General features: G+C 39.3%; 22 protein-coding genes and 1 other RNA gene. All 23 read left to right on the forward strand.

Features of this window, described 5'->3' with window-relative positions; genetic code table 11:
- The first annotated feature begins 117 nt into the window (after positions 1-117).
- Positions 118-414 (forward strand): cell division regulator GpsB, encoded by a 297-nt coding sequence (gene gpsB, locus JIN86_RS08880; RefSeq protein WP_004269307.1) that lies wholly within the window; start codon positions 118-120, stop codon positions 412-414.
- A 60-nt stretch (positions 415-474) separates the two neighbouring features.
- Positions 475-855, forward strand: an RNA gene (rnpB, locus tag JIN86_RS08885) — RNase P RNA component class B.
- 487 nt (positions 856-1,342) lie between these two features.
- Positions 1,343-3,088: a GGDEF domain-containing phosphodiesterase gene (locus JIN86_RS08890; RefSeq protein WP_004269308.1), complete on the forward strand. Its 1,746-nt coding sequence runs from the start codon at positions 1,343-1,345 to the stop codon at positions 3,086-3,088.
- 3 nt (positions 3,089-3,091) lie between these two features.
- Entirely contained in the window at positions 3,092-4,228 is a 1,137-nt protein-coding gene (locus tag JIN86_RS08895) for a THUMP domain-containing class I SAM-dependent RNA methyltransferase (RefSeq protein WP_004269309.1), read from the forward strand.
- A gap of 85 nt (positions 4,229-4,313) precedes the next feature.
- Positions 4,314-6,221 (forward strand): ATP-dependent DNA helicase, encoded by a 1,908-nt coding sequence (locus JIN86_RS08900; RefSeq protein ID WP_004269310.1) that lies wholly within the window; start codon positions 4,314-4,316, stop codon positions 6,219-6,221.
- A gap of 226 nt (positions 6,222-6,447) precedes the next feature.
- On the forward strand, positions 6,448-7,908 hold the full coding sequence (locus JIN86_RS08905; RefSeq protein ID WP_202341741.1) for a sensor histidine kinase: 1,461 nt from the start codon (positions 6,448-6,450) through the stop codon (positions 7,906-7,908).
- Entirely contained in the window at positions 7,901-8,479 is a 579-nt protein-coding gene (locus JIN86_RS08910) for an ANTAR domain-containing response regulator (RefSeq protein ID WP_004269312.1), read from the forward strand. Before JIN86_RS08905 ends, JIN86_RS08910 begins: the two co-directional genes overlap by 8 nt.
- Positions 8,480-8,562: 83 nt before the next feature.
- Complete coding sequence (gene eutH, locus JIN86_RS08915) at positions 8,563-9,813, forward strand: ethanolamine utilization protein EutH (protein WP_004269313.1); 1,251 nt, start codon at positions 8,563-8,565, stop codon at positions 9,811-9,813.
- A 19-nt stretch (positions 9,814-9,832) separates the two neighbouring features.
- Complete coding sequence (eutS, locus tag JIN86_RS08920) at positions 9,833-10,174, forward strand: ethanolamine utilization microcompartment protein EutS (RefSeq protein ID WP_004269314.1); 342 nt, start codon at positions 9,833-9,835, stop codon at positions 10,172-10,174.
- 10 nt (positions 10,175-10,184) lie between these two features.
- The gene (locus tag JIN86_RS08925) at positions 10,185-10,685 is read left to right on the forward strand and encodes a EutP/PduV family microcompartment system protein (RefSeq protein WP_004269315.1); all 501 of its coding nucleotides are present in this window, start codon (positions 10,185-10,187) and stop codon (positions 10,683-10,685) included.
- A gap of 17 nt (positions 10,686-10,702) precedes the next feature.
- Entirely contained in the window at positions 10,703-12,124 is a 1,422-nt protein-coding gene (locus JIN86_RS08930) for an ethanolamine ammonia-lyase reactivating factor EutA (protein WP_202341742.1), read from the forward strand.
- 5 nt (positions 12,125-12,129) lie between these two features.
- The gene (locus JIN86_RS08935; protein WP_008176446.1) at positions 12,130-13,500 is read left to right on the forward strand and encodes an ethanolamine ammonia-lyase subunit EutB; all 1,371 of its coding nucleotides are present in this window, start codon (positions 12,130-12,132) and stop codon (positions 13,498-13,500) included.
- Between the two features lie 9 nt (positions 13,501-13,509).
- A complete protein-coding gene (gene eutC, locus JIN86_RS08940; RefSeq protein WP_004269318.1) occupies positions 13,510-14,520 on the forward strand; it encodes an ethanolamine ammonia-lyase subunit EutC in 1,011 nt (336 codons plus the stop codon).
- An 11-nt stretch (positions 14,521-14,531) separates the two neighbouring features.
- Positions 14,532-15,182 carry an ethanolamine utilization microcompartment protein EutL gene (gene eutL / locus JIN86_RS08945; RefSeq protein WP_004269319.1) on the forward strand — a complete coding sequence of 217 codons (651 nt, stop codon included), beginning with the start codon at positions 14,532-14,534 and terminating at the stop codon, positions 15,180-15,182.
- A gap of 15 nt (positions 15,183-15,197) precedes the next feature.
- Positions 15,198-16,688, forward strand: coding sequence for an aldehyde dehydrogenase family protein (locus tag JIN86_RS08950; protein WP_202341743.1), 1,491 nt, complete (start codon positions 15,198-15,200; stop codon positions 16,686-16,688).
- A 20-nt stretch (positions 16,689-16,708) separates the two neighbouring features.
- The gene (locus tag JIN86_RS08955) at positions 16,709-16,987 is read left to right on the forward strand and encodes a BMC domain-containing protein (protein ID WP_004269321.1); all 279 of its coding nucleotides are present in this window, start codon (positions 16,709-16,711) and stop codon (positions 16,985-16,987) included.
- A 128-nt stretch (positions 16,988-17,115) separates the two neighbouring features.
- Entirely contained in the window at positions 17,116-17,706 is a 591-nt protein-coding gene (locus JIN86_RS08960) for a phosphate propanoyltransferase (RefSeq protein ID WP_004269322.1), read from the forward strand.
- A 12-nt stretch (positions 17,707-17,718) separates the two neighbouring features.
- A complete protein-coding gene (locus tag JIN86_RS08965; protein ID WP_009370493.1) occupies positions 17,719-18,588 on the forward strand; it encodes a phosphate propanoyltransferase in 870 nt (289 codons plus the stop codon).
- A gap of 36 nt (positions 18,589-18,624) precedes the next feature.
- Positions 18,625-18,909 carry a EutN/CcmL family microcompartment protein gene (locus JIN86_RS08970; RefSeq protein WP_004269324.1) on the forward strand — a complete coding sequence of 95 codons (285 nt, stop codon included), beginning with the start codon at positions 18,625-18,627 and terminating at the stop codon, positions 18,907-18,909.
- Positions 18,902-19,270, forward strand: a complete 369-nt coding sequence (locus JIN86_RS08975; protein ID WP_004269325.1) for a BMC domain-containing protein — start codon at positions 18,902-18,904, stop codon at positions 19,268-19,270. Before JIN86_RS08970 ends, JIN86_RS08975 begins: the two co-directional genes overlap by 8 nt.
- Positions 19,270-20,217, forward strand: coding sequence for a malate dehydrogenase (gene mdh, locus JIN86_RS08980; RefSeq protein ID WP_016991928.1), 948 nt, complete (start codon positions 19,270-19,272; stop codon positions 20,215-20,217). The genes JIN86_RS08975 and mdh overlap by 1 nt, the downstream gene beginning before the upstream one ends.
- Before the next feature lie 266 nt (positions 20,218-20,483).
- A complete protein-coding gene (locus JIN86_RS08985) occupies positions 20,484-21,578 on the forward strand; it encodes a helix-turn-helix domain-containing protein (protein WP_202341744.1) in 1,095 nt (364 codons plus the stop codon).
- 76 nt (positions 21,579-21,654) lie between these two features.
- The gene (locus JIN86_RS08990) at positions 21,655-23,151 is read left to right on the forward strand and encodes a carboxypeptidase M32 (RefSeq protein ID WP_009370492.1); all 1,497 of its coding nucleotides are present in this window, start codon (positions 21,655-21,657) and stop codon (positions 23,149-23,151) included.
- The last annotated feature ends 18 nt before the right edge of the window (positions 23,152-23,169 follow it).

Genomic DNA, 23,169 nt, shown 5'->3' on the forward strand with positions numbered 1-23,169 from the left:
GTGGGTAAGCGCGTGAAACGACAAGTTTAGCCTTACAATTAGTATTTTCAGACGATATAATGTGATGAAGTATGCTATAATGTATTCGTGTATGTAGTGTGAGGAAGGGCGATGTGAATGGATATTAAATTAACGTCAAAAATGATCCTTGAAAAGGAATTTAAAAAGAACTTTAAAGGCTACAATGTAGAAGAAGTAGATTCTTTTCTTGATGAAATTATTCAAGACTATGAAACGTTTGAAAAAGTGGTGGCCCAACTACGTGAAGAAAATAGACAGCTAAAAGAAGAAATTGAAAGCACACCTAAGAGACAACCGGTTGCTTCAGCGGCAGCTGGTACAACGAATTTTGATATTTTAAAACGTCTTTCTAATTTAGAAAAACATGTATTTGGTAGCAAGCTGTACGAATAAATTTAGTCATTTATATTGTATTTAACATAAAACTCTAGTATAATCTTTCGTATCATCACGAAATTCTGGTAATCGCTGCGGCGCTAGACGTCGTAGAGGAAAGTCCATGCTCGCACGGTTCTGAGATGACCGTAGTGTTCGTGCTTACTGAAAAAATAAGGTAAGGCAGCTATTAAGGCTGACGGCGGAAGGAAAACCTAAGTCCTCTGGATATGGTTGACACTTCCTGAAAGTGCCACAGTGACGAAGCTTGCTTGGAAACTTGCAAGGTGGAACGAGGTAAACCCCACGAGTGAGAAACCCAAATTATGGTAGGGGCACTCTCTAGAAGGAATTGAACGGATAGAGGGACAGAGTTTGCTCTGTAGATAGATGATTACCACCTGATCGTACGAGGCGCAAGCTGTTTGAGTACTCAGGAACAAAACATGGCTTATGGAATTTTTTGATGCTTATCTACGAAATAACAAGCGCTCTCCAATTCGGTGGAGAGCTTTTATTTTGAATTCATGAGGAAAAAGTAACCTTGTTAATCAAGTCTTGGTATGCGCTATATGTTTGAGAAGTATCGCTACCGCTTCTAAGTCACAACATCTGAAAACGGTTTTCGCATCAATGTGATGTATTGATCTTGACTGCTCACATATTTTGTAATGTAAGCAAACGCCAGGAACAACAACCACCTCTTTAAATGGTTTATCAGTTGAAGGTGTATGGTTACCTGTTTATCAAGAGAATGCCTTGGCGATTGTCATAGACTTACTTGAGGCGCTTTTCGAGCAAGTTCGAAAAATCTGGACGCATTCATTGCACGAAAGAGAAGCGTCAGTGACAATTACACCGAGCGTAATAGATTATTACATAGTGGTTGGCCTGACGTAAATGCCCTTCTGAGAGGGAGTATAGAGAGATAGGATGGAGCGGAAACATGAACGGAGTAAATAATTGGGAAAGTACGGATAAACTGAAACTGATATCTAAATATCCGACTACCTTAATACTTAAAATCTTCGAAAATGTATCTGAAGGTATCATGATTACTGATAAATACAAAAAAATAGTAATGGTTAATCCTGCCTTTGAATTTGTGACAGGCTATACATGTGATGATGTGGTTGGAAAAACGCCAGCCGTTTTACAATCTGGTGTACATGAATTGCCGTTCTATTTAGAGATGTGGGAGCAGATACGACAAGAAGGCATTTGGCAAGGTGAGATATGGAATCGTCGTAAAACTGGAGACGTATATCCTGAATGGTTAACAATTGTTTGTGTAACCAACGATGAGGGTGAGGTTACAAATTACTGTGGTATTTTCACAGATTTGTCTGAAAGAAAAATAGTAGAAAATGAATTAGAAAAGCGTTTGCTCACGGATTCATTAACAGATGTATCCAATCGTTTTGCCTATATCGAAAGAATGGATAATCTTTTGGAATCGACTTCTGCTATTTCTCATTCAGTGCAGCATGCGATCTATTTCTTAGATTTGGATCGGTTTAAGCAAATTAATGATACATTAGGCCATGCTGTTGGAGATTCAATTTTAATAGAAGTAGCAAATCGACTAAAAAAATTACTGAAAAATAAAGATATTATTGCAAGATATGGCGGAGATGAATTCGTCATTACACTAACGAATGTGAAAAATGTGAAAGAGGCTGCAAAATTTGCTGAACAAATTATTAGTAGTATTGAACAGCCAATGATGATAAATGATCAGGAAGTTTTTATTTCAACGAGTATTGGTATTAGCGTTTATCCAGTTGATAGTAAAAACACAGAAGAACTGATCAATTGTGCAGATAGAGCGATGACTTATTCAAAAAAGAATGAATTAAACGGCTATTCCTTCTATTTTGATGAACTGCAAACAGACGCACAACGAGTGCTATTGCTAGATTCTGAGTTAAGAAGAGCAATAGAAAACCGTGAATTTGAGCTACATTTTCAGCCAAAGATTTCTATGGAAAATGAGCAAATTCAAGGTTTAGAAGCACTAGTCCGCTGGAATAGCGAGAGGCTAGGCTTTGTTTCGCCTGCTGAGTTTATCACTTATGCGGAGGATACAGGTCTAATCATTCCATTAAGTGAGCTTATTATCGAAAAAGCATGTGAGGCAGTCATTCAAATGCGACAATATGGTTGGAAAACACCTGTCGCCATTAATATCTCGAGCATTCACTTTAAACAGCAGAATTTTTTGGAGTCGATCCAAACAATATTAGAGCGCTACAATATGCCAGCTAACAATTTTGAAATAGAAGTGACAGAGCGAACGGTGATGAACAATGCCAATGAGACAGTTAGTAAATTGGTTCGTTTAAAACAATTAGGCTTTAAAATCTCAATCGATGATTTTGGGACTGGCTATTCATCCTTAAGCTATTTAGTTCGCTTCCCATTAGATTGTTTAAAAATTGATCGTAGCTTTATCCAGCATATTGGATCACTCGATGAAAAACAGGCGGTTGTAGATGCGATTATTCAAATGTCCCATCGCTTAAAAATGAAAGTTGTTGCAGAAGGTGTAGAACAAGCACAACAAGTGGATATACTACGTAAAATGAACTGTGATATAATCCAAGGCTATTATTACAGCAAACCACTCCCATTAAACGAATTGATGGAGTTTATGGAGTATTGGGAAATTGAGCATCAAGGAAGGAAATAATCTATGGCAAACTATCAATTAGTAGCTACGTCAGCAATGGGCTTAGAAGCTATTGTGGCACAAGAAGTAAAAGCACTTGGCTATGAAACAACCGTTGACAATGGCAAAGTATATTTTGAAGGCGATGAAACGGCGATTGCGCGTACCAATTTATGGCTACGTGTAGCGGATCGTGTAAAGATTGTCGTTGGGCAATTCCCAGCAAAATCGTTTGAACAATTATTTGAAAGTGTGAAGGCACTCCCTTGGGAGAAGTATTTACCAGTGGACGCTGCTTTTCCTGTTTCAGGAAAGTCCGTAAAATCGAAATTATTTAGTGTACCAGATTGTCAAGCCATTACCAAAAAGGCAATCGTTGAGCGAATGAAACAGCATTATAAGCGACTTGGCTTTTTGGATGAATCGGGAGCGACTTACAAAGTTGAGGTTTCAATTTTAAAAGATGTGGCGACACTAACAATTGATACATCTGGTGCTGGCCTACATAAGCGTGGCTATCGTCAGGCACAAGGTGAGGCACCATTAAAAGAAACATTAGCAGCTGCACTTGTACAAATTTCAAAATGGAATCCAAATCGTCCGTTTGTTGACCCATTCTGTGGCTCTGGTACTATTGCATTGGAAGCAGCGATGTTTGGACAAAATATAGCTCCAGGCTATAACCGTGAATTCATTTCTGAGGAATGGCCGTGGATGAAAGCTGCAGTCTGGGATACGGTTCGTGATGAAGCAGATAGTTTAGCGAACTATGATCAGCCGTTAGAAATTATTGGTTCCGATATTGATCACCGCATGGTCAGCATTGCGCAAGAAAACGCAATTGAAGCAGGCTTTGGAGAGTTAATCACGTTTAAGCAAATGCAAGCACGTGATTTTACAACACAGTTAATGGATGGTGTCATGATTGGGAACCCGCCGTACGGAGAGCGTATTGGTGATGTGGAAGTCGTGGAACAGGTGATCCGTGATGTTGGGAAGGTCATGAAAAACTATCCAACTTGGTCTGTTTATATGCTATCCTCCATGAAGAATTTTGAAGAATTATATGGACGCCAAGCGACGAAAAAACGTAAATTATTTAATGGTTTTATTGAAACAAATTATTATCAGTTCTGGGGTCAAAAGTCTAAAAGAGATTAACGAATAGTAACGGAAGATAAGATTTTTTCTTATCTTCCGTTTCGTCGCGTATAATAGCAACAGATAGTAAGAGGGGGAACATTAATTGCGTAAATCTTTACCATTTGCATTATCAAAGGACCGTTCATTTTTCGATTCATTAGGTGACTGGATGGGCGATGTTCTTTATGATGAATTACCAGAAAAGGGCTTTGAATGCCGTGATGAGCAAATCTTTATGGCTTATCAAATAGAACAAGCACTAAAAGAAAAAAATGTTCTCTTTGCGGAGGCAGGGGTGGGAACTGGCAAAACGATCGCTTATTTGCTTCCAGCCATTTCCTATGCACGTTACACAGGGAAACCTGCCTTGATTGCTTGTGCAGATGAAACATTAATCGACCAACTTGTAAAAGAGGGGGGCGATATTTATAAACTCCAAAAAACGTTAGGACTTGATATTGATGTTCGTCTAGCAAAATCGAGAGATCAGTATTTATGCTTAAAACGCTTTGAGGAAGCAGAGAAAGTGGAGTCGGATGAATGGATTGACGATATTTCCTTTTCTATCCCTGATGGTGTTTATGCACAAGGTTCGATGATTGCTGTTCATCCATATGGGGAACGCAGTGATTATCCAACAGTCAGTGATGAGGATTGGCAAAAGGTTAATTACAATTCGATTATGCAATGTTCGGTTTGTGATCTTCGTAATCGCTGTGGGCAAACGTTGCATCGCTCTCATTATCGAAAATCAACCGATCTTGTTATTTGTTCACAAGATTTTCTAATGGAGCATTTGGCTACAAAGGAATCTCGTGAGCGTGAAGGTCAGCTAGCATTACTGCCTGAGGTATCAATGATGGTGCTGGATGAAGGACATTTATTGGAGTATGCTGCGCAAAAAGCGATGACCTATAAAGTACAGGCGACGACTATTGTGCAATTACTGGAGCGCTTGATGGTAGATGGTGTACGGGAGCGCACACTGTATGCAATGGAGAAATTACAGGATGATCATGAACTATTTTTTGATCAACTTCGCGATGATATCGTCGCTTCTAATGAAGATCGCAAACGCATAAACAAATCAAAAACATTGCTTACTTACGGGAAGCAGTTAATAGATGATGTAGAAACATTGATGGAAGAATTTGTTTTTGAATCAGAAATGTACATGATTCCTGAATATGAGCTAAATATGGCGGAAGAATATTTAGAACAATATGAGGCTTCGTTGCGTATTTTCATCGCACAGGGAGATGCAGTAGATTGGTTAGAGGAAACAGATGGTGAAGAAACGCTCGTCATTATGCCTCGTTTAATCACAGAAGTTTTAGCAGAAAAATTATTCTCTAAAAAGCTTCCAATCGTCTTTTCTTCTGCCACGCTATCGGTCAATAAAGACTTTTCTTATATTGCCTATAGTTTAGGAATTCGAGATTACCAATCATTTTCTGTGCCATCCCCATTCGACTATGAAGAGGTTATGAAAATCTATTTACATGAGCTTACACAACGAGACAAAACAGCGCGTGTTCAGCAGTTGTTGCGTGATGGCGAGCAAACGTTGATTTTATTTAAATCGAAGCAAGCCATGCTAAACTTCAAGGCAGAATTACCGCTAATGGAGCGAATGTATGTAGCATTTGAGGGAGATCGCGAGCTATCAGCCATTGTTCGAGACTTCCAGCAAGGAACAGTTAAAACATTATGTTCATATCATTTATGGGAAGGGTTAGATTTGCCTGAGGAAGCATTAACGCGTGTGATTATTTATGATTTACCGTTTCCTCCACAGGATCCATTATTTGATGCGAAACGTACATTTGCAGAAAACCCATTTGAGGAAGTGGAATTACCTTTCATGCAATTACGCTTGCAGCAAGGGATGGGGCGCTTAATTCGTACATCGAATGACCATGGTGATATTCACATTTTATTAAATGAAGATGAACAAACACAGCGTGCAGCCTTTGAAAATATAGTAGCAGTTGTACCAGAAATAAAATAGAAAGAAGCGAGTTTACCCCAACGGTAAGCTCGTTTTTTATTATATTGAAATAACATTATGTATGTAGTTAAATTATGGATATTTAAAAAACTGTTGAATATTTCTCTTTTAAGCTATATAGTTCTTTGTAATGCAACGAAATCTTGTGAAAGAATATATTTTTTATATTGAAAATAATTTCACAAAAGGTTTATAATAATGACAAAGATTTTTAAGAATAGTCAAATTGATTGTTGACTATTCCTTGATAGGGGGCTTAAACCTGTCGAACATTCAATCATTGTGTAGAAAATATACAAATCTATCGGCAACTGATATTGACAAGTTAATAGAAATAGAGGCTACGCTAACGTATTATGCTGAGTTGACTGATTGTTACATGTTCATAGATTGCCTGTTGGAGAATTTACCGCATGCAATTGTTGTGGCAGAGGCATTCCCGAAGAAAGAGATTGGTTTATACGAAAAATCAGTTATCGGAAAATTCGTATTTGAAAGTTTTGAACCAGCCGTATTTGCTGCGTTTAAACATAAAGAAAAATCATCCATTTCCAGAGCAATTACGCAAGAAGGCATAACGGTGGAGCAAAATGTCATTCCAATTTTTAATGAGCAACAGCAAGTAATTGCTGTGTTGATTCAGGAAAAAATGGTGAAAATGCAAACGACACCGAAGGATGATTTTCAAAATATGCCCTTTGCATTAATAGAGCATATTGTTGAACCTAATTCTCAACCAATTCCAGTTGTTTCTGATTTACTCGTAGAGTCGATTATTCTCACAAATCACGAAAATAAAGTGATTTATAGTAATCCAGCAGGCTATCATTTTATTTCGGAGCTATCTGGATTAGAAAATTTTGACAATATAGCGTTGGATAAAATCTTACCTTTTTTACAGGAGGTCTATGATAAAGGCGACGATGTCTTTTTCCTAGAAATTACGATTGATCGTAAATCCTTTATTGTGAAGAAGATTCCTATTCGCAGTCATAACGAGAAAGTCACACTACTCATTATTCATGATCTAACAGAGCTTAAGCTGAAAGAAAATGAGCTAATGATGAAAACATTTGCGATACGAGAAATTCACCACCGCGTGAAAAACAATCTTCAGACAGTGACAAGTCTATTACGTTTGCAAATGCGAAATGATCTCTCTGCTTCAAATGCAAGTGCTTTTCAAGAGGCATTAAATCGAATCTATAGTATTTCATCGGTGTATGAGCTGATTTTAGAAAATGAAGATAACGCTGAAGAAAGAGTGGACGTTATCGCATTAGCTAAAAAAATTGGTCATAAAATGATTGGTACGTCTAATACAGCAACTATTCAACTTGCCTTTCATCATGAAAATTTGCAGCTGTTCTGCCATTCAAAAAAGGCAGTCTCTTTAGCACTCATTATTTGTGAGCTACTGCAAAATGCATTAAAGTATGCGTTTATCGGACGTGATGAAGGAGTCATTGATATTCAATTCATTCAGGAAGATTCTACAATTTCGCTTCATATTTCTGACAACGGCGTTGGAATGCAAGAGGTGAAGGCATCTTTTGGTATGGAGATTATCACAAGGCTTGTAGAATATGATTTAGCTGGCTCATTTTCAATTATCCCTAGTAATGAAGGTACACATACTCAAATTCAGTTCCCTGTAAGTGAGGAGGTATTTATCGTAAATGACTAGGAAAGTAATGATTGTCGAAGATGAATCACTGATTGCGATTGATTTGAAGTTTATGTTAGAAGATAACGGCTACGAAGTTGTAGCTCAAGCGAACAATGGGGAAACAGCCATTGAATTAGCCTTTTTACATAAACCACAGTTAATCTTAATGGACATTAAAATGCCTAAACTTGACGGTTTAAAGGCAAGTAAAATTATTGAACAACAACTTGGTATACCCGTTCTTTTCATCTCGGCCTATAGTGAAAAAGAATTGTTGCTATACATGAAGCAGGATAATATATTAGGATATGTAATGAAACCGTTTTCTGAAAAAAATGTGTTGCCTGTGCTAGAGGTTGCTTTTCATCAAATTGATAAATTCAACCGTCTCAATGGGGAGATCTTACATAAGCAAACACAATTAGATAAGCGAAAAGTCATTGAACGAGCAAAGGGCTTGCTGATGCAGGCTGAAAATATAAGCGAGGACGAGGCTTACCGTAAGATTCGTAATGAAAGCATGCAAACACAACAGGAAATGGTGCATATTGCCCAGCAAATTATTAACAACCTACAAGTCAATAGTTGAAGCAAAGGCGCTTTAAAGAGATTTCTTCTTTAAAGTGCCTTTTTTTATATAAATTTATAAATAAAAAAGGGGTGATGAGTAAGATGGCAATGATAGGAACGATTATCGTTTATATTATTATGATTTGTGCCGTTTTAGGGGCAATCGGAGCTATCCGAGATGCTGAGTATGGGATTGGGAAAGAATTTATGAATGGGATCCATACAGTTGGTCATATTTTTGTCCCAGCAGCAGGGATCATGGCAGCTATACCTTACTTAACATGGTTTATTAGTCATTTTATTAGTCCGATTTTTGAGTTAATTGGTGCAGATCCTGCAATTGCAGCGACGACGATTTTAGCATCGGACATGGGTGGTTACCAATTAGCCAATGCATTAAAGGAGTCTTATGAGGGATGGGTAATGGCTCTTGTTGTTGGTTTTATGTCAGGTGCTACTATCGTATTCTCGATTCCAATGGGCCTTGCGATGTTGGATAAACGTGATCATAAATACATGGCGCTAGGGATTATGGCTGGCGTTTTAACAATTCCGATTGGTGCATTTATTTCTTCTATCATGATTGTGCTATTCAACACAGAAGTACGTGAAGTCATTAGTACAACAGAGGCTCCTACATATGTATTTGCCATTTCTGTTTTACAAATATTAATTAACTTACTACCTTTATTCATTTTCGTTATCTTAATCGCACTAGGCTTAAAGCTTATTCCAAACGGCATGATTACTGGCTTCATGGTATTCGGTCGTGTAATGGATGCCGGAATTAAACTGGTGTTAGTGTTCTCTATTGTTGAGATTTTTACAGGTATTTTTACAAAGATTTTTGGCGCGTGGGGCTTCGATCCAATCATGGCTGATGAAATCGATCAGTTCCGAGCATTAGAAACAGCCGGTTATATCGGGATTATGCTAGCGGGTGCCTTCCCGATGGTGTATCTAATTCGAAAATATGCTTCCAAGCCACTTGAAGCAGGTGGTAAAAAATTAGGCTTATCCTCTGTAGGAAGTGCGGGGTTATTAGCAACGATTGCTAATATTTTGGCGATGTTCACACTAGTTCGCCATATGCCACCAAAGGATAAAGTTATTAACATTGCATTTGGTGTATGTTCGGCATTCTTATTAGGTGATCACTTATCCTTCACGGCGAACTTCCAGCCAACGATTATCCTGCCTGTTATCGCTGGAAAGTTTTTAGCGGGTGTGATTGCGATTATTTTAGCCTATAAGCTTTCAGTACCAACTGCATTAAGGCTAGAAATTGAGGATCGCAAGGCTGGCATTATTAAAGAAGGCGAGTATTTAACAGATCAAAATCATAATCAATGAAAAAGTGAGGTGATGACGTGTGAGTGAAGAGAAAAAACGATTTATTCAGGAGTTTGTGCCGGGTAAACAGCTAACATTGAGTCACCTTATTGCCAATCCTGATCCAGAAATGTTTCAAAAGCTAGGTATCCAAGAAGCAGGTGCCCTTGGCATTATGACTTGTACGCCAAGTGAAACGGTAATTATTGCAGGAGACTTAGCGACCAAGGCTGCCAATGTCAAACTAGGATTTTTAGATCGTTTTACAGGTAGTCTCGTTATTGTTGGTAGTGTGTCAGAGGTAGAAATGGCGATGTTAGAAATCAATCGTTTTTTATCCGAGGTATTAGGCTATACACCATCAAAAATAACAAAATCATAGGATGTGTCATATGAAAAATCGAGTAATGATAATAGGCGGTGTGCAAGCAGGAAAGTCAACATTGATGAATACATTGTTGGGCAAAGAAAGCAGTGCCAACAAAACACAAGCACTCGTTTATGATGACTGGATTGTTGATACACCAGGTGAATATGTTGAAAATCCAATGTATTACAGAAATATTATGGCAACATCTTTGGAAGTAACTCATGTGATTTACTTGCAGGATGCCACATCAGCAAGGAGTGTATTCCCTCCGCAATTCAGCTTAGGGATTCCCAAAATACAAATAGGGGTTATTACCAAGATCGATGCCCCAGATGCAGATGTAGAAAGGGCTACTGCCTTATTAAAAAATGTTATGACGCAGGGCCCTATCGTGAAAACCTCTTCATGGCAAAAGCTTGGCATTGAATTGATTGAACCATTGATTCAACTCAAGACAAATGAAGAAATTCGACAATTTGTTAAGGAAAGCGATAGTCCGTATCTCATGTATTGCTCACAGTAGCGAGAGGGAGGTGTAGGGTGAAAACTGAAAAAATATTTAGTGCAGGCATTGATATTGGGACAAGTACCACAAAAATGGTTGTCAGTAGTTTTCTGTTAAAGAATGTGGCTGGCGTAACACATGTGCCAAGGATTGAAATTATTGAGAAAACGGTGTTGCATCAAAGTCCAATTATCAGAACCCCTTTTATCAATAAAGACATCATTGATATGAAAAAAATAGAGGAATTTATTTCTCAACAGTATCAATTGGCACAAATTGCTCCATCTGACATTGCAACAGGGGCCATTATCATTACAGGTGAATCAGCTACGAAGGAAAATGCAAGTGAGGTTGTCCATACCATTGCAGATGGCGCAGGTCATTTTTTAGTTGCTACCGCAGGTCCTGATTTAGAGGGCATCATTGCTGCCAAAGGAGCAGGTACTTTACAGCAATCAAAGAATTCATCCAAAGTCATCGCCAATATCGACATTGGTGGAGGGACAGCGAATATTGCTGTTATGCAATTTGGAGAGGTCATTGGTACATGTACCTTACATGTTGGTGGTAGATTGATTGAGTTTAAGGATGGCAAGATTCAATCAATTTCTCCGCCACTCATGCGATTGATGCAACGATGGGCTAATCCGTTAGCGGTCGGTGATGCGGCCGAAGATATTCGAGTGACACATTGTATTGAAGAAATGGTGCAAACACTTGCCATGATTCTTCATGGACAATGCAGAGATGAGAAGCATCCGTTATTACTAGGGCATTTACCAAACTGGCATAAACCTGTGGATGCTATCGTTTTTACGGGTGGTGTGGCCTCTTGTATTTATGAAAATGATTGTACACAACGTCAATATGATGATATTGGTGAAAAATTAGCGAAAATGCTACAACAGCATGAACAGCTACAATCATTTTTATGGTTACGACCAGAGGAAACAGCACGTGCAACAGTGACTGGTGCTGGTACACAAACCACTGAAATCAGTGGGGCAACCATTCAGGTGGATGCACAAGTGTTACCACTAAAGAATGTACCTGTCTTCAATTGTCATCTAGATCCTTCAACAGACTTTAACTCGACGGTGAGGACAGCAGTAGAGAGAGCAAATGATTTATTTTCTATACAGGACAATCGTTCACCATTTGCACTCTATTTTAGTGAATTGCCATATTTAAGCTTTCAGGATGTACATGCATTGTGTCAGGCCATTTTGCTACATTTGGCAACAAGATGCTCTAAAGACATACCAATTATCATAGTCATTCAATCAGATTATGCAAAGATTATTGGACAGACCATACAAGCCATAAATGCGACAGTACCAATTATTTGCATCGATCAAATTAAAGTGGAAACGGGCGATTACATCGACATTGGAGAGGTTCTGCCATCTGGCGTTGTTCCTGTTGTGGTGAAGACCCTTGCCTTCCATTCAAAGTAAGGAGGATGAATGTGAACTTATCGGTGATATTTGGTGGAGAAAAATATAATTTTAAATCATTAAAAGATGTTATGGCTAAGGCCAATGAAGAAAAATCAGGTGATCAGCTAGCAGGTATTGCCGCTGAGACGGTTCAACAACGAATCGCAGCAAAGGCTGTATTAAGTGAGCTTTTAGTTAAAGATATCCGCGAAAATCCATTAGTGCCACAAGAAAATGATGAGGTTTCACGCATTATTGAGGGCGATATTAATGAGCAAATATATGGAGAAATCAAAAACTGGAGCATCGAGCAGCTGCGTGAATACATTCTATCAAATGACACGGGTGATCGTGAATTAAAGCGTTTAAGTAAAGGGATGAATTCCGAGATTATTGCCGCTGTTACAAAGCTAATGTCCAATTTAGATCTTGTACATGCAGCCAATAAAGTTGAAATACTTTCAACGTGTAATATTACGATTGGTCAAAAAGGGACGCTGTCATCTCGTCTACAGCCAAATCATCCGACAGATAATATTGATGGCATCATCGCTTCTCTAAAAGAAGGACTGTCCTATGGTATTGGGGATGCTGTTATCGGCATTAATCCTGTAGATGATTCAGTTGAAAGTGTCAAAAAAGTACTTACGGCTACAAAGGAATTCATCAATGATTGGTCGATTCCTACGCAAAACTGTGTATTAGCACATATTACAACACAGATGAAGGCGATTAAACAAGGCGCCCCAGCAGATATGATTTTCCAAAGTATCGCAGGGACAGAAATTGCTAACCGTTCGTTCGGTATTTCTGCTGATTTAATAAGAGAAGCAGAGGAGCTCATTAAAAAGCAAGGAACAGGTACTGGTCCAAATTTATTCTACTTTGAAACAGGTCAAGGGTCAGAGCTATCGGCAGAGGCACATATGGGCATTGACCAAGTAACTCTGGAATCACGCAATTATGGATTTGCAAGACATTTTAATCCTTATATTGTGAACACAGTAGTTGGCTTTATTGGCCCAGAGTATTTATACAACAATAAACAAGTAATTCGAGCAGGTCTGGAGGATCACTTCATGGGCAAGATGCATGGTATTCCTATGGGGGTAGATATTTGCTATACCAACCATATTAAAGCAGACCAAAATGATGTGGAAGATTTAAGTGTATTGCTAACAGCTGCTGGCGTTAACTTTATTATTGCTGCGCCAATGGGTGATGATGTGATGCTCAACTATCAATCGATGAGCTTCCATGATGTGGCTACATTACTCCAAACATTTGGTAAAAAACCAGCACCAGAGTATTTAGCCTGGTTAGAGAAAATGGGCATTTATGAAAATGGTCGACTGTCAGCAAGAGCTGGCGATTTATCCATTTTTGAAAGGTAGGTGAGTCAAGTGAATGATCAATTAGTTTCTATGATTACACAGCTTGTCATGGAGAAGATGGAGAAAAGTACAGGTAGCCAAACACCTGAAATAGCAGCTACTCCAACAGAACAACCACTTATTAAATTTTATGATACAGTAGAAAATCGTTCTTCAGAAACAATAGAAGCTATCGCAACATCACAGGAGCCATTAATTCAGCTGTATCAGCATGGAGCTCCACAGCGAGTAACAACGGTTACTTCTGCTACTTTCGACCAATCAGTAAATGACGCTGTGCCGATCAAGCCCTTTCAGTTTGAAGCAGGATCCTTAAGTGAAAGTGTGCAGGCTGCTAAGAAACATACACCTGCTCGTATTGGTGTAGGGAGAGCGGGGACAAGACCGAAAACGAAAACCTGGTTAAAATTCCGACTCGATCATGCTGCTGCAGTAGATGCTGTATATGGCGAAGTGACAGAAGAACTTTTACAAAAGCTTGATGTCTTTCAGGTCACAACGAAGGTCACAGATAAAGAGGAATACATTACAAGACCTGACTTAGGGCGTCGTTTATCAGAAGAATCAAAGGCATTGATTCAGCAAAAATGTAAACCACACCCAAAGGTACAGATTATTATCTCGAATGGCTTGAGCGCAAGTGCGATTGAGGAGAATGTTCAAGATGTTTACTTAGCCCTTCAGCAAAGTCTTAGCAATTTAAATATTGACATCGGTACTACGTTCTATATCGATAAAGGACGTGTTGCCTTAATGGATGAGATTGGTGAGCTGCTACAGGCAGAGGTCATTGTTTATCTAATTGGTGAGCGGCCAGGGCTCGTATCGGCAGAATCGATGAGTGCATATTTATGCTACAAGCCAAGAATTGGGACAGTGGAAGCGGAACGCATGGTAATTTCAAATATCCATAAGGGTGGTATCCCACCATTAGAAGCGGGAGCTTATCTTGGCACAGTCGTAGAAAAAATTCTGCATTATCAGGCAAGTGGCGTAGAGCTTGTCGCAAAAGAAGGTTAGGAGGCTGAAATATGTATCCTCAAAAAATTATGGCTCAAATCTTGGCGATGCAAACCATTCCAAGAGTCAATAGTGAACTAGCAGAGCAGTTAGATTTAAAGCCACATCATCATAGCATTGGACTTGTCACTCTGACAATCGACGATGTGGGCTATGTAGCCTTAGATGAGGCGACGAAAAAGGCAGATGTCGATGTTGTCTATGCAAAAAGCTTTTATGCGGGAGCGGCACATTCGTCTGGTCCATTGTCAGGTGAAGTGATTGGCATTATTGCTGGAAGCTCACCTGATGAAATTCGTAGTGGTCTTGATGCCATTCAACAAAAAATTGAATTTGATACGTATTTTGAAGCCATTAATAATAATGACAATCATGCCTTGTTTGCCCATACCGTAGCAAGCTGTGGGACGTATCTTGCTGAGCTTGCAGATGTAAAGGTTGGCACCCCACTTGCTTATTTAATCGCACCGCCGCTTGAAGCAGTTGTAGGATTAGATGCAGCATTAAAGGCTGCAGATGTTGAGCTAAAGGTTTTCTTTGGTCCTCCATCTGAAACCAATTTTGGGGGCGGCTTATTAACTGGCAGTCAATCTTCATGCGAGGCTGCGGCACATGCATTCAGAGAAGCTATTGAAAATATAGCTAGAAACCCAGTGATCTAGAAGGGAGGCGGCTTTATGGCCACATTAGACAAAGACTTATTAGCGATTCAGGAAATGAGAGATGCCGTTAAACATGCTAATACAGCACAGGCTGCCTATATGCAATTTTCTCAGCAACAAGTAGACAACATTGTAAAGGCTGTCGCGGATGCTGCCTTTAAGGAAGCAGAGCGTTTAGCAAAAATGGCTGTGCAAGAAACAGGAATGGGTATTCCTAACCATAAAAAGATGAAAAATGAAGTTGCTTCACGAGATGTCTATGAAGATATTAAAGAATTAAAAACAGTTGGTATTGTGGGCTATGATCGGATGAAAAAAGTAGCCGAAATTGCAAGTCCTTTCGGTGTCATTGCTGGTATCGTACCAACAACAAATCCAACCTCTACAGCGATCTTTAAGACACTTATTTCTTTAAAAACGAGAAATGGTTTAGTACTTAGTCCACACCCATATGCAGTGAAATGTACAAAAGAGGCTTTAGATATTTGTCGAGTAGCTGCTGAGAAAGCAGGTGCGCCAGAAGGATTACTACAATGTTTAACAATGTCCTCCATGGAAGCAACACAGCAGCTAATGAAGCATCCAAACATCCATTTAATTTTAGCTACGGGTGGTGGTGCATTAGTCAAGGCAGCCTATAGCTCTGGCAAACCTGCCTATGGGGTTGGCCCAGGAAATGTCCCAGCTTACATTGAAAAATCAGCTAATATTCAAAAGTCTGTACGCCAATTGGTGCAAAGTAAATCGTTCGATAATGGCACAATCTGTGCAACAGAGCAAGCTATTATTGTGGATAAGGTGATTGCAGAGCAAGTGCAAACAGAATTAAAGAAAAATGGTGCTTATCTATTAAATGCCGAAGAAAAAGCTAAAATGGAAAAATTGATCTCGCCAGTTCCTGGGAAAGTAAATCCTCAGATTGTCGGTAAATCAGCTACTTGCCTAGCAGATTCTGTTGGTATCACGGTACCAGACGATACAAAAGTTCTTGTGGGCTTCGAAACAATGATTGGTAAAAATATTCCGTTTTCTCTTGAAAAACTATCACCGATCTTTGCGCTTTATGTTGTTGAAAACAGTACAGAAGCCAAGCAGGTGATGATTGACCTGCTAAATATTGGAGGACGCGGACATACATGCTCCATTCACACTGAAAATGCAGCATTAGCAGAGCAATTTTCTGTCGAATTACCAGTATCACGAATTGTGGTTAATACATTATCCTCAATTGGTGCAGTAGGTGGCACAACAGGCTTGGCGCCATCCTTTACATTAGGCTGTGGGACATTTGGCGGCAATATTACGTCAGATAACATTACAGCAAGACATTTATTAAATATCAAACGTATGGCGTATGGCATTAAAGATGTCGAAGTGCCAAAACCAGAATTCGAAGTACAGTCCGTTGTTGAATCGGTAGTTTCACAAGAACCTACTCTTGATACAACGATGGTTCAACAAATTGTCGATCAAGTATTAAAACAAATCACATTACAAAAAAAATAAATTATTTGGAGGAATGACAAATGAGTACAGCATTAGGAATGGTAGAAACAAAAGGTTTAGTAGGGGCAATTGAAGCAGCAGACGCAATGGTAAAGGCAGCAAGCGTTAATTTAGTAGGCAAAGTACATGTAGGTGGCGGGATTGTAACAGTTCTTGTACGTGGTGATGTAGGTGCAGTAAAAGCAGCAACAGATGCAGGGGCAGCAGCAGCACAACGTGTAGGAGAGCTATTATCTGTCCATGTAATTCCACGTCCACACCACGAATTAGAAATGATTTTACCAAAAGCTGAAGCATAATTTCATGTTCTTTCAAACGCTATAGATGGAAAAATAACTACCATTTATAGAGGAGAGCTGGATCTAACTTTAGAACAGCTCTCACCTTGTCCAGATAAAATCATCAACAAAATAAAGAGGTGGCTAACATGACAACAGCAACAAAAACTTTTCCAGTGGCCATTTCGGCTCGTCATATCCATCTAAGTGAAGCGGATTTACAAGCACTTTTTGGTCCAAATGCAGCCCTAACGAAAGATTTCGACTTATCACAGCCAGGGCAATTTGCTGCAAAAGAGCGCGTCTCTATTGAGGGACCTAAAGGCGTTATTCATAATGTCCGTGTCCTTGGACCTGTAAGACCAGCAACCCAAGTAGAGGTAAGCCGCACTGATGCCATGAAGCTAGGAGTGACACCACCTTTACGTCAATCAGGTGATATTGACAATTCTGCGGGTATTAAAATACTTTCTCAAGACAAAGAAATAGAGATCCAGCAGGGAGTCATCATTGCGCAAGCGCATATTCATATGACTGAGGAAGATGCCAAAGCATTGGAAGTACGCAATAATGAATTAGTTTCAGTAGAAGTTGTAAGTGATCGACCTGTCACTTTCCGAGGTGTCGTTGTACGTGTTTCCAATGATTTTAGTCTGGAAATGCACATTGATACGGATGAAGCAAATGCTGGTTTTATCGAACAGCAGGCACAGGGTAAATTAATAAAAGTATCATCGTAAGGAGGAGGCAAGATGCAAGAAAATTTAGTGCAAAAAATTGTGGAAGAAGTTCTGCAACAAGTCTTAAAAAATCAATCTTCCCCTCCACATGACGGTAAAATACCGATTGGTGTATCTGCCCGTCATGTCCATCTTGCACAAGCAGAAGTGGAACAGCTCTTTGGTGAAAATTATCAGCTCACACCGAAATTCGAGCTTTCACAGCCAGGGCAATTTGCTGCGGAGGAAACTGTAGTAATTGCAGGTCCAAAAGGGTCAATTGAGCGCGTGCGTATTCTTGGTCCCGCTCGTTCCTTATCGCAAGTGGAAGTAAGCTGGACAGATGCTATGAAATTAGGTCTGAAGCCACCATTAAGAATTTCTGGTGATATTCAAGGTTCCAGTCCTGTTACATTAATTGGTCCAAAGGGAAGTGTTGTGTTAAATGAAGGCCTCATTATTGCACAGGCACATATTCATATGTCCCCAGCGGATAGTGCGAGATTCCAAGTCGTAGATGGGCAATCTGTCCAAATTAAGGTAGAAGGTATTCGCCCAATTATTTTATCGAATGTGGTTATCCGTGTTTCAGAGCGCTATCGCTTAGAAATGCATATTGATACAGATGAAGCAAATGCAGGGTTAATTCAGCAAGGAACGCTTGCAGAAATCGTGCATCATCAAGTAAGTGAACCTATGATCACTGTGAAAGAGCAGTCGCCAGTCGTACAGAAAGTAGAGCAACCATCCGTCTATCATTATGACAAAAAGCTACTTTCACAAATAGAAGTGCTCGATATCGATGCACAAGAAATTGTCGTTCCAAAGAAAACCATTGTGACAGCATTGGCTTATGATAAGCTGCGAGAGTTAAATAAAACATTAACGATTCGTTCAGAGTAGTTAGACAATGTGTGTCGCATAAAGAGGGTGAAGTTCATGCAAATGGGAAGAGTGATAGGCAGTGTATGGGCAACACGCAAGGAGGAGGGGCTGAATGGTTTAAAGCTACTAATCATTCAACCTATTGATTCCAATCAACAGCCGATTCGCACAGAAATGGTTGCAGCTGATCGTATAGGAGCGGGTATTGGTGATGATGTCCTGATTACAAGTGGTGGGTCATCTCGCTATATTATGAAAGATAATCCGTTACCGATTGATGCAGTTGTCATTGGTATTATTGATTCTACAGAAGTAATGAGAGGTGAGGACAATGAGTAGCGCAATTGGAATGATCGAAACAAAAGGATTAGTTGGTTCTTATGAAGCTGCTGATGCGATGATTAAAGCGTCAGATGTCACAATCGTCAAACAAGAATTTGTGGATGGTGGCATCGTGACGATTGTCGTGAAGGGTGACGTAGGTTCTGTACAAGCTGCAGTAGAGGCTGGAAAAGCAGCAGCTATGCGTGTTGGTGAATTATTAGGCGCTCACGTCATTCCGAGACCTGATGAAGATGTCTTTAATATGATTAAAGGACCAGAGGCACCAAAGAAAAAGGCAGTCTCTGCACCAACAGCAACTCGTGCTAAAAAAACAACAGAAACAACATCGGCGACAGATAATCGAGGTGAGGTATAGTGGCATTTCGTAAAAATAAAATCGCTGTTATTGGAGCAGGACATACTGGTTCTACACTGAGTTTATTTTTAGCACAGAAAGAATTAGGCGATGTAGTGCTTGTTGATATTCCAGAAGCTGAGAACCCGACAAAAGGAAAAGCTTTGGATTTGCTACAAACAGGTCCCATCGAAAAATTCAATGTGTCCATTAAAGGCACGAGTCAATATGAAGATATCGCTGGCGCGGATATTGTTGTCATTACAGCAGGTATTCCACGTAAACCAGGGATGAGTCGTGATGACTTAGTCACAACAAATGCTAAAATCATTCAACAGGTTTCAAGACAAATTAAACACTATGCTCCAAATAGTATTGTTGTTGTGTTGAGTAATCCTGTTGATGCCATGACGTATGTATGTCATAAGGAAACAGGCTTTGCCAAAAATCGTATCATTGGTCAATCTGGTGTGTTAGATACAGCTCGCTTCAACACGTTTGTGGCGCAGGAGCTTCACATTGCACCAGAGGATGTATCAGGCTTCGTCCTAGGAGGACATGGCGATGAAATGGTACCATTAATCCGTTATTCCTATGCAGGCGGTATTCCATTAGAGAAACTAATTCCTCAGGAACGACTACAGCAAATCGTGGAGCGTACGCGTAAAGGCGGTGGTGAAATTGTTGGCTTACTAGGTAATGGTAGTGCCTACTATGCACCAGCCGCAGCGTGTGCCCAAATGGTTGAAATTATTATCAAAGATCAACGAAAAATTATCCCTTCTATTGCCCTATTAGAAGGAGAATATGGGTACCACGATCTCTTTTTAGGGGTACCAACTATTTTAGGTGGCAATGGCATCGAATCTGTCATCGAATTGCACCTAACAAATGAAGAACAAACAGCCCTTCAGCACTCTGCAGAGGCTGTGAAACAGGTAATTGCTATTTGCCAAAACATTGAATAGAGTAAACAGACTCTATTTTTCAATGGATCGAAAGGATCCCCAACTTTCTTTCCAATAAAACTTCATGATAGCTCAAAAAATGTTTGATTGGAAACCGAACATGACTTGAAGGCTAGTATAAATCCCCAATTATATAGAAAGCTCTCCACTATTTATGAGAGCAGAAACTGTAGCAGACTTTAAAGTTTGCTGCAGTTTTTTCATTCACAACTTATATCATAAAAATCATAATCGCTTCTACTATAATGAAATTAGGAGGGATGTGGATGAACAACATTGTACAGGAGATGATTGATTGGATTGAGCGTCACCTATCAGACGGGTTTTCATTAGAGCAATTAGGAAAGGATATGGGTTATTCTCCTTATTACTGTTCTTTTAAATTCCATCAGACGACCGGGATGACGATTAAAAAATATAGATCACTACGTAAAATTTATCTTTCTACTATTGCATTAAAAGATCCCCAAAAGAAAATAATCGATATCGCCTTTCACTACGGCTTTTCATCACAGGAATCCTTTTCTAGAGCTTTTAAAAGGTACTTTGGTATAAGTCCGAATGATTACAGAAAATCTCCTCAACCTTTACAAACCTTTGTAAAGTTAAGATTACAGGATGATGGAGGATGGTTGACGATGGATATTTCTCAAAAATTAAAAATTGAGGCATTACAAGAGAAGATGAATGCACAATATGATCAAGAGCTACTGAATGTATTAAATGGTCAAATGATGTATGAGGAGTTCGCAAAACAACAATTAATGGGCAACAGTGATTACGTTCCTTTCAATGAAGCGATGTGTACGAATCCAACGATTAGTCCGATTTTCAGTGAAGAATTTAATAAACTGCGTGCTATAGGGCATGAGGTGTCTTTACAGCAATATGAGCAGGTGACATTGAAGCCGTTGAAGCCATTGTTAACAAATGACTATAAATGTATTGTTTTATGGTTTGGAGATGATATGTTTTGTCAGATGAATTTATTGACCGTCCTTGCTTTCTTAGAGCAACAAAGGTATCAAGGCAAAGTCTATTATTATATGGTCAAGGAAATGACCTATGATGTGGAAGAAACAGAGATAGAACTTGGACCGTATGGGGAGGTCTATCAAGAGGTATTGTTGCACCATCGTTTGCCCAAGACAACGCTTATACCTGTCATGTATCAGGGCATTCAATTATTTTTCAGTTATTTAAATGAAGAGAATGAGATCACTACGTTTATAAAAAAACACCTCAATCTATCTCAAAATGACCTGTTAAAGCAATTGTTTTCCCTATTTCCACACTATGGATTAGGGGATAGACAATATATCAAAATAATAGGGAAGATAAAAAAGGAATATTCTGAATAATTACCCTGGAAAGTCCGCAATATACAAAATTTTCGAAAATATGATAAACTTATAACGTGAAAAGGAGGATGAATGCATGACTGTTCAACAATTTACAGACTATGTGAAGAAAATGCAGCATTATGAGGAAGCGCTCAATGTGATTTATTGGGATATGCGGACGGGTGCACCGAAAAAGGGGTTAGCACAACGTTCTGAGGTAATTGGTACATTATCAGCCTCCTTATTTGATATGCAGACGAGTGAAGAACTAGGAGAGCTTTTAGCAGCATTAGAGGCACAAAAAGCTGATCTTGACTATGTAACACTACGTTTAGTAGAAGAAGTAAGAAAGAATTACGATCAAAATAAAAAAATCCCTGCGAATGAATATAAAGAATTCGTCATTCTTCAATCGAAGGCAGAAACGGCTTGGGAAGAAGCGAAGGCGACGAATAATTTTGCTCTATTCCTACCATACCTAGAAGAAATCATACAATGGCAGAAAAAATTCATTCAATATTGGGGCATTAAAAATGGATCTCCATACAATACATTATTAGATTTGTATGAGCCAGATATGACGACAGATGTCGTAGATCAAGTATTTGGTGAATTACGAGAGTCTATTGTGACGCTTGTTCAAAAAATTGCTCATTCATCGAATAAACCCGATACTACCATGTTATTTAAGCATTTCCCGCGTGAGGCACAGCGTGAATTATCGTTAGAATTGCTTGCTCAGCTCGGCTATGACTTCGATGCTGGTCGCTTGGATGAAAGTGTCCATCCATTCATGATTGGCTTAAACTATGGTGATGCTCGCATTACAACGAAATATGATGAAAATGATTTCCGTTCAGCTATTTTTGGCACAATTCATGAATGCGGACATGCGATGTATGAGCAAAACATTGATGAAAAACTTGCAGGTCTGCCATTAGCGACTGGTACATCGATGGGGATTCATGAATCACAATCATTATTTTATGAAAACTTTGTCGGCAGAAATGAAAAGTTCTGGGAGCATAACTACGGACGTCTTCAGCACTTTTCACCAGCTCAATTTGGTGATGTGGCATTAGCAGATTTTTTACGTGCCATCAATATGGTAGAACCATCTTTAATTCGCATTGAAGCAGATGAACTAACATATCCATTACATATCATGATTCGCTATGAGATTGAACGTGACTTGTTCAATGGGGATTTACAGGCGAAGGATCTACCACAGGTATGGAATGATAAATATGAGGAATATTTAGGTATTCGTCCTGAGACAGATGCACAGGGAGTATTACAAGACATGCATTGGTCAGGCGGTATGTTTGGCTATTTCCCATCCTATGCATTGGGGATGATTTATGCAGCGCAGTGGAAGCATGCAATGGACAAGGATATTCCTAATTTTGATGAATTACTAGAAAAGGGAGAGCTACTGCCAATTCGAGAGTGGCTAACTGATAAAGTTCATCAATATGGAGCATTGAAAAAGCCGTTTGAATTGCTGAAAGAAGCGACAGGGGAAGGCTTAAATGCCAAGTATCTGGCAGACTACTTACAAGAAAAATATACGAAACTCTATCAATTATAAAGTGAAAAAAGCGATTTC

The organism is Lysinibacillus sp. HST-98 (assembly GCF_016757845.1).
Taxonomy (GTDB): domain Bacteria; phylum Bacillota; class Bacilli; order Bacillales_A; family Planococcaceae; genus Lysinibacillus; species Lysinibacillus capsici.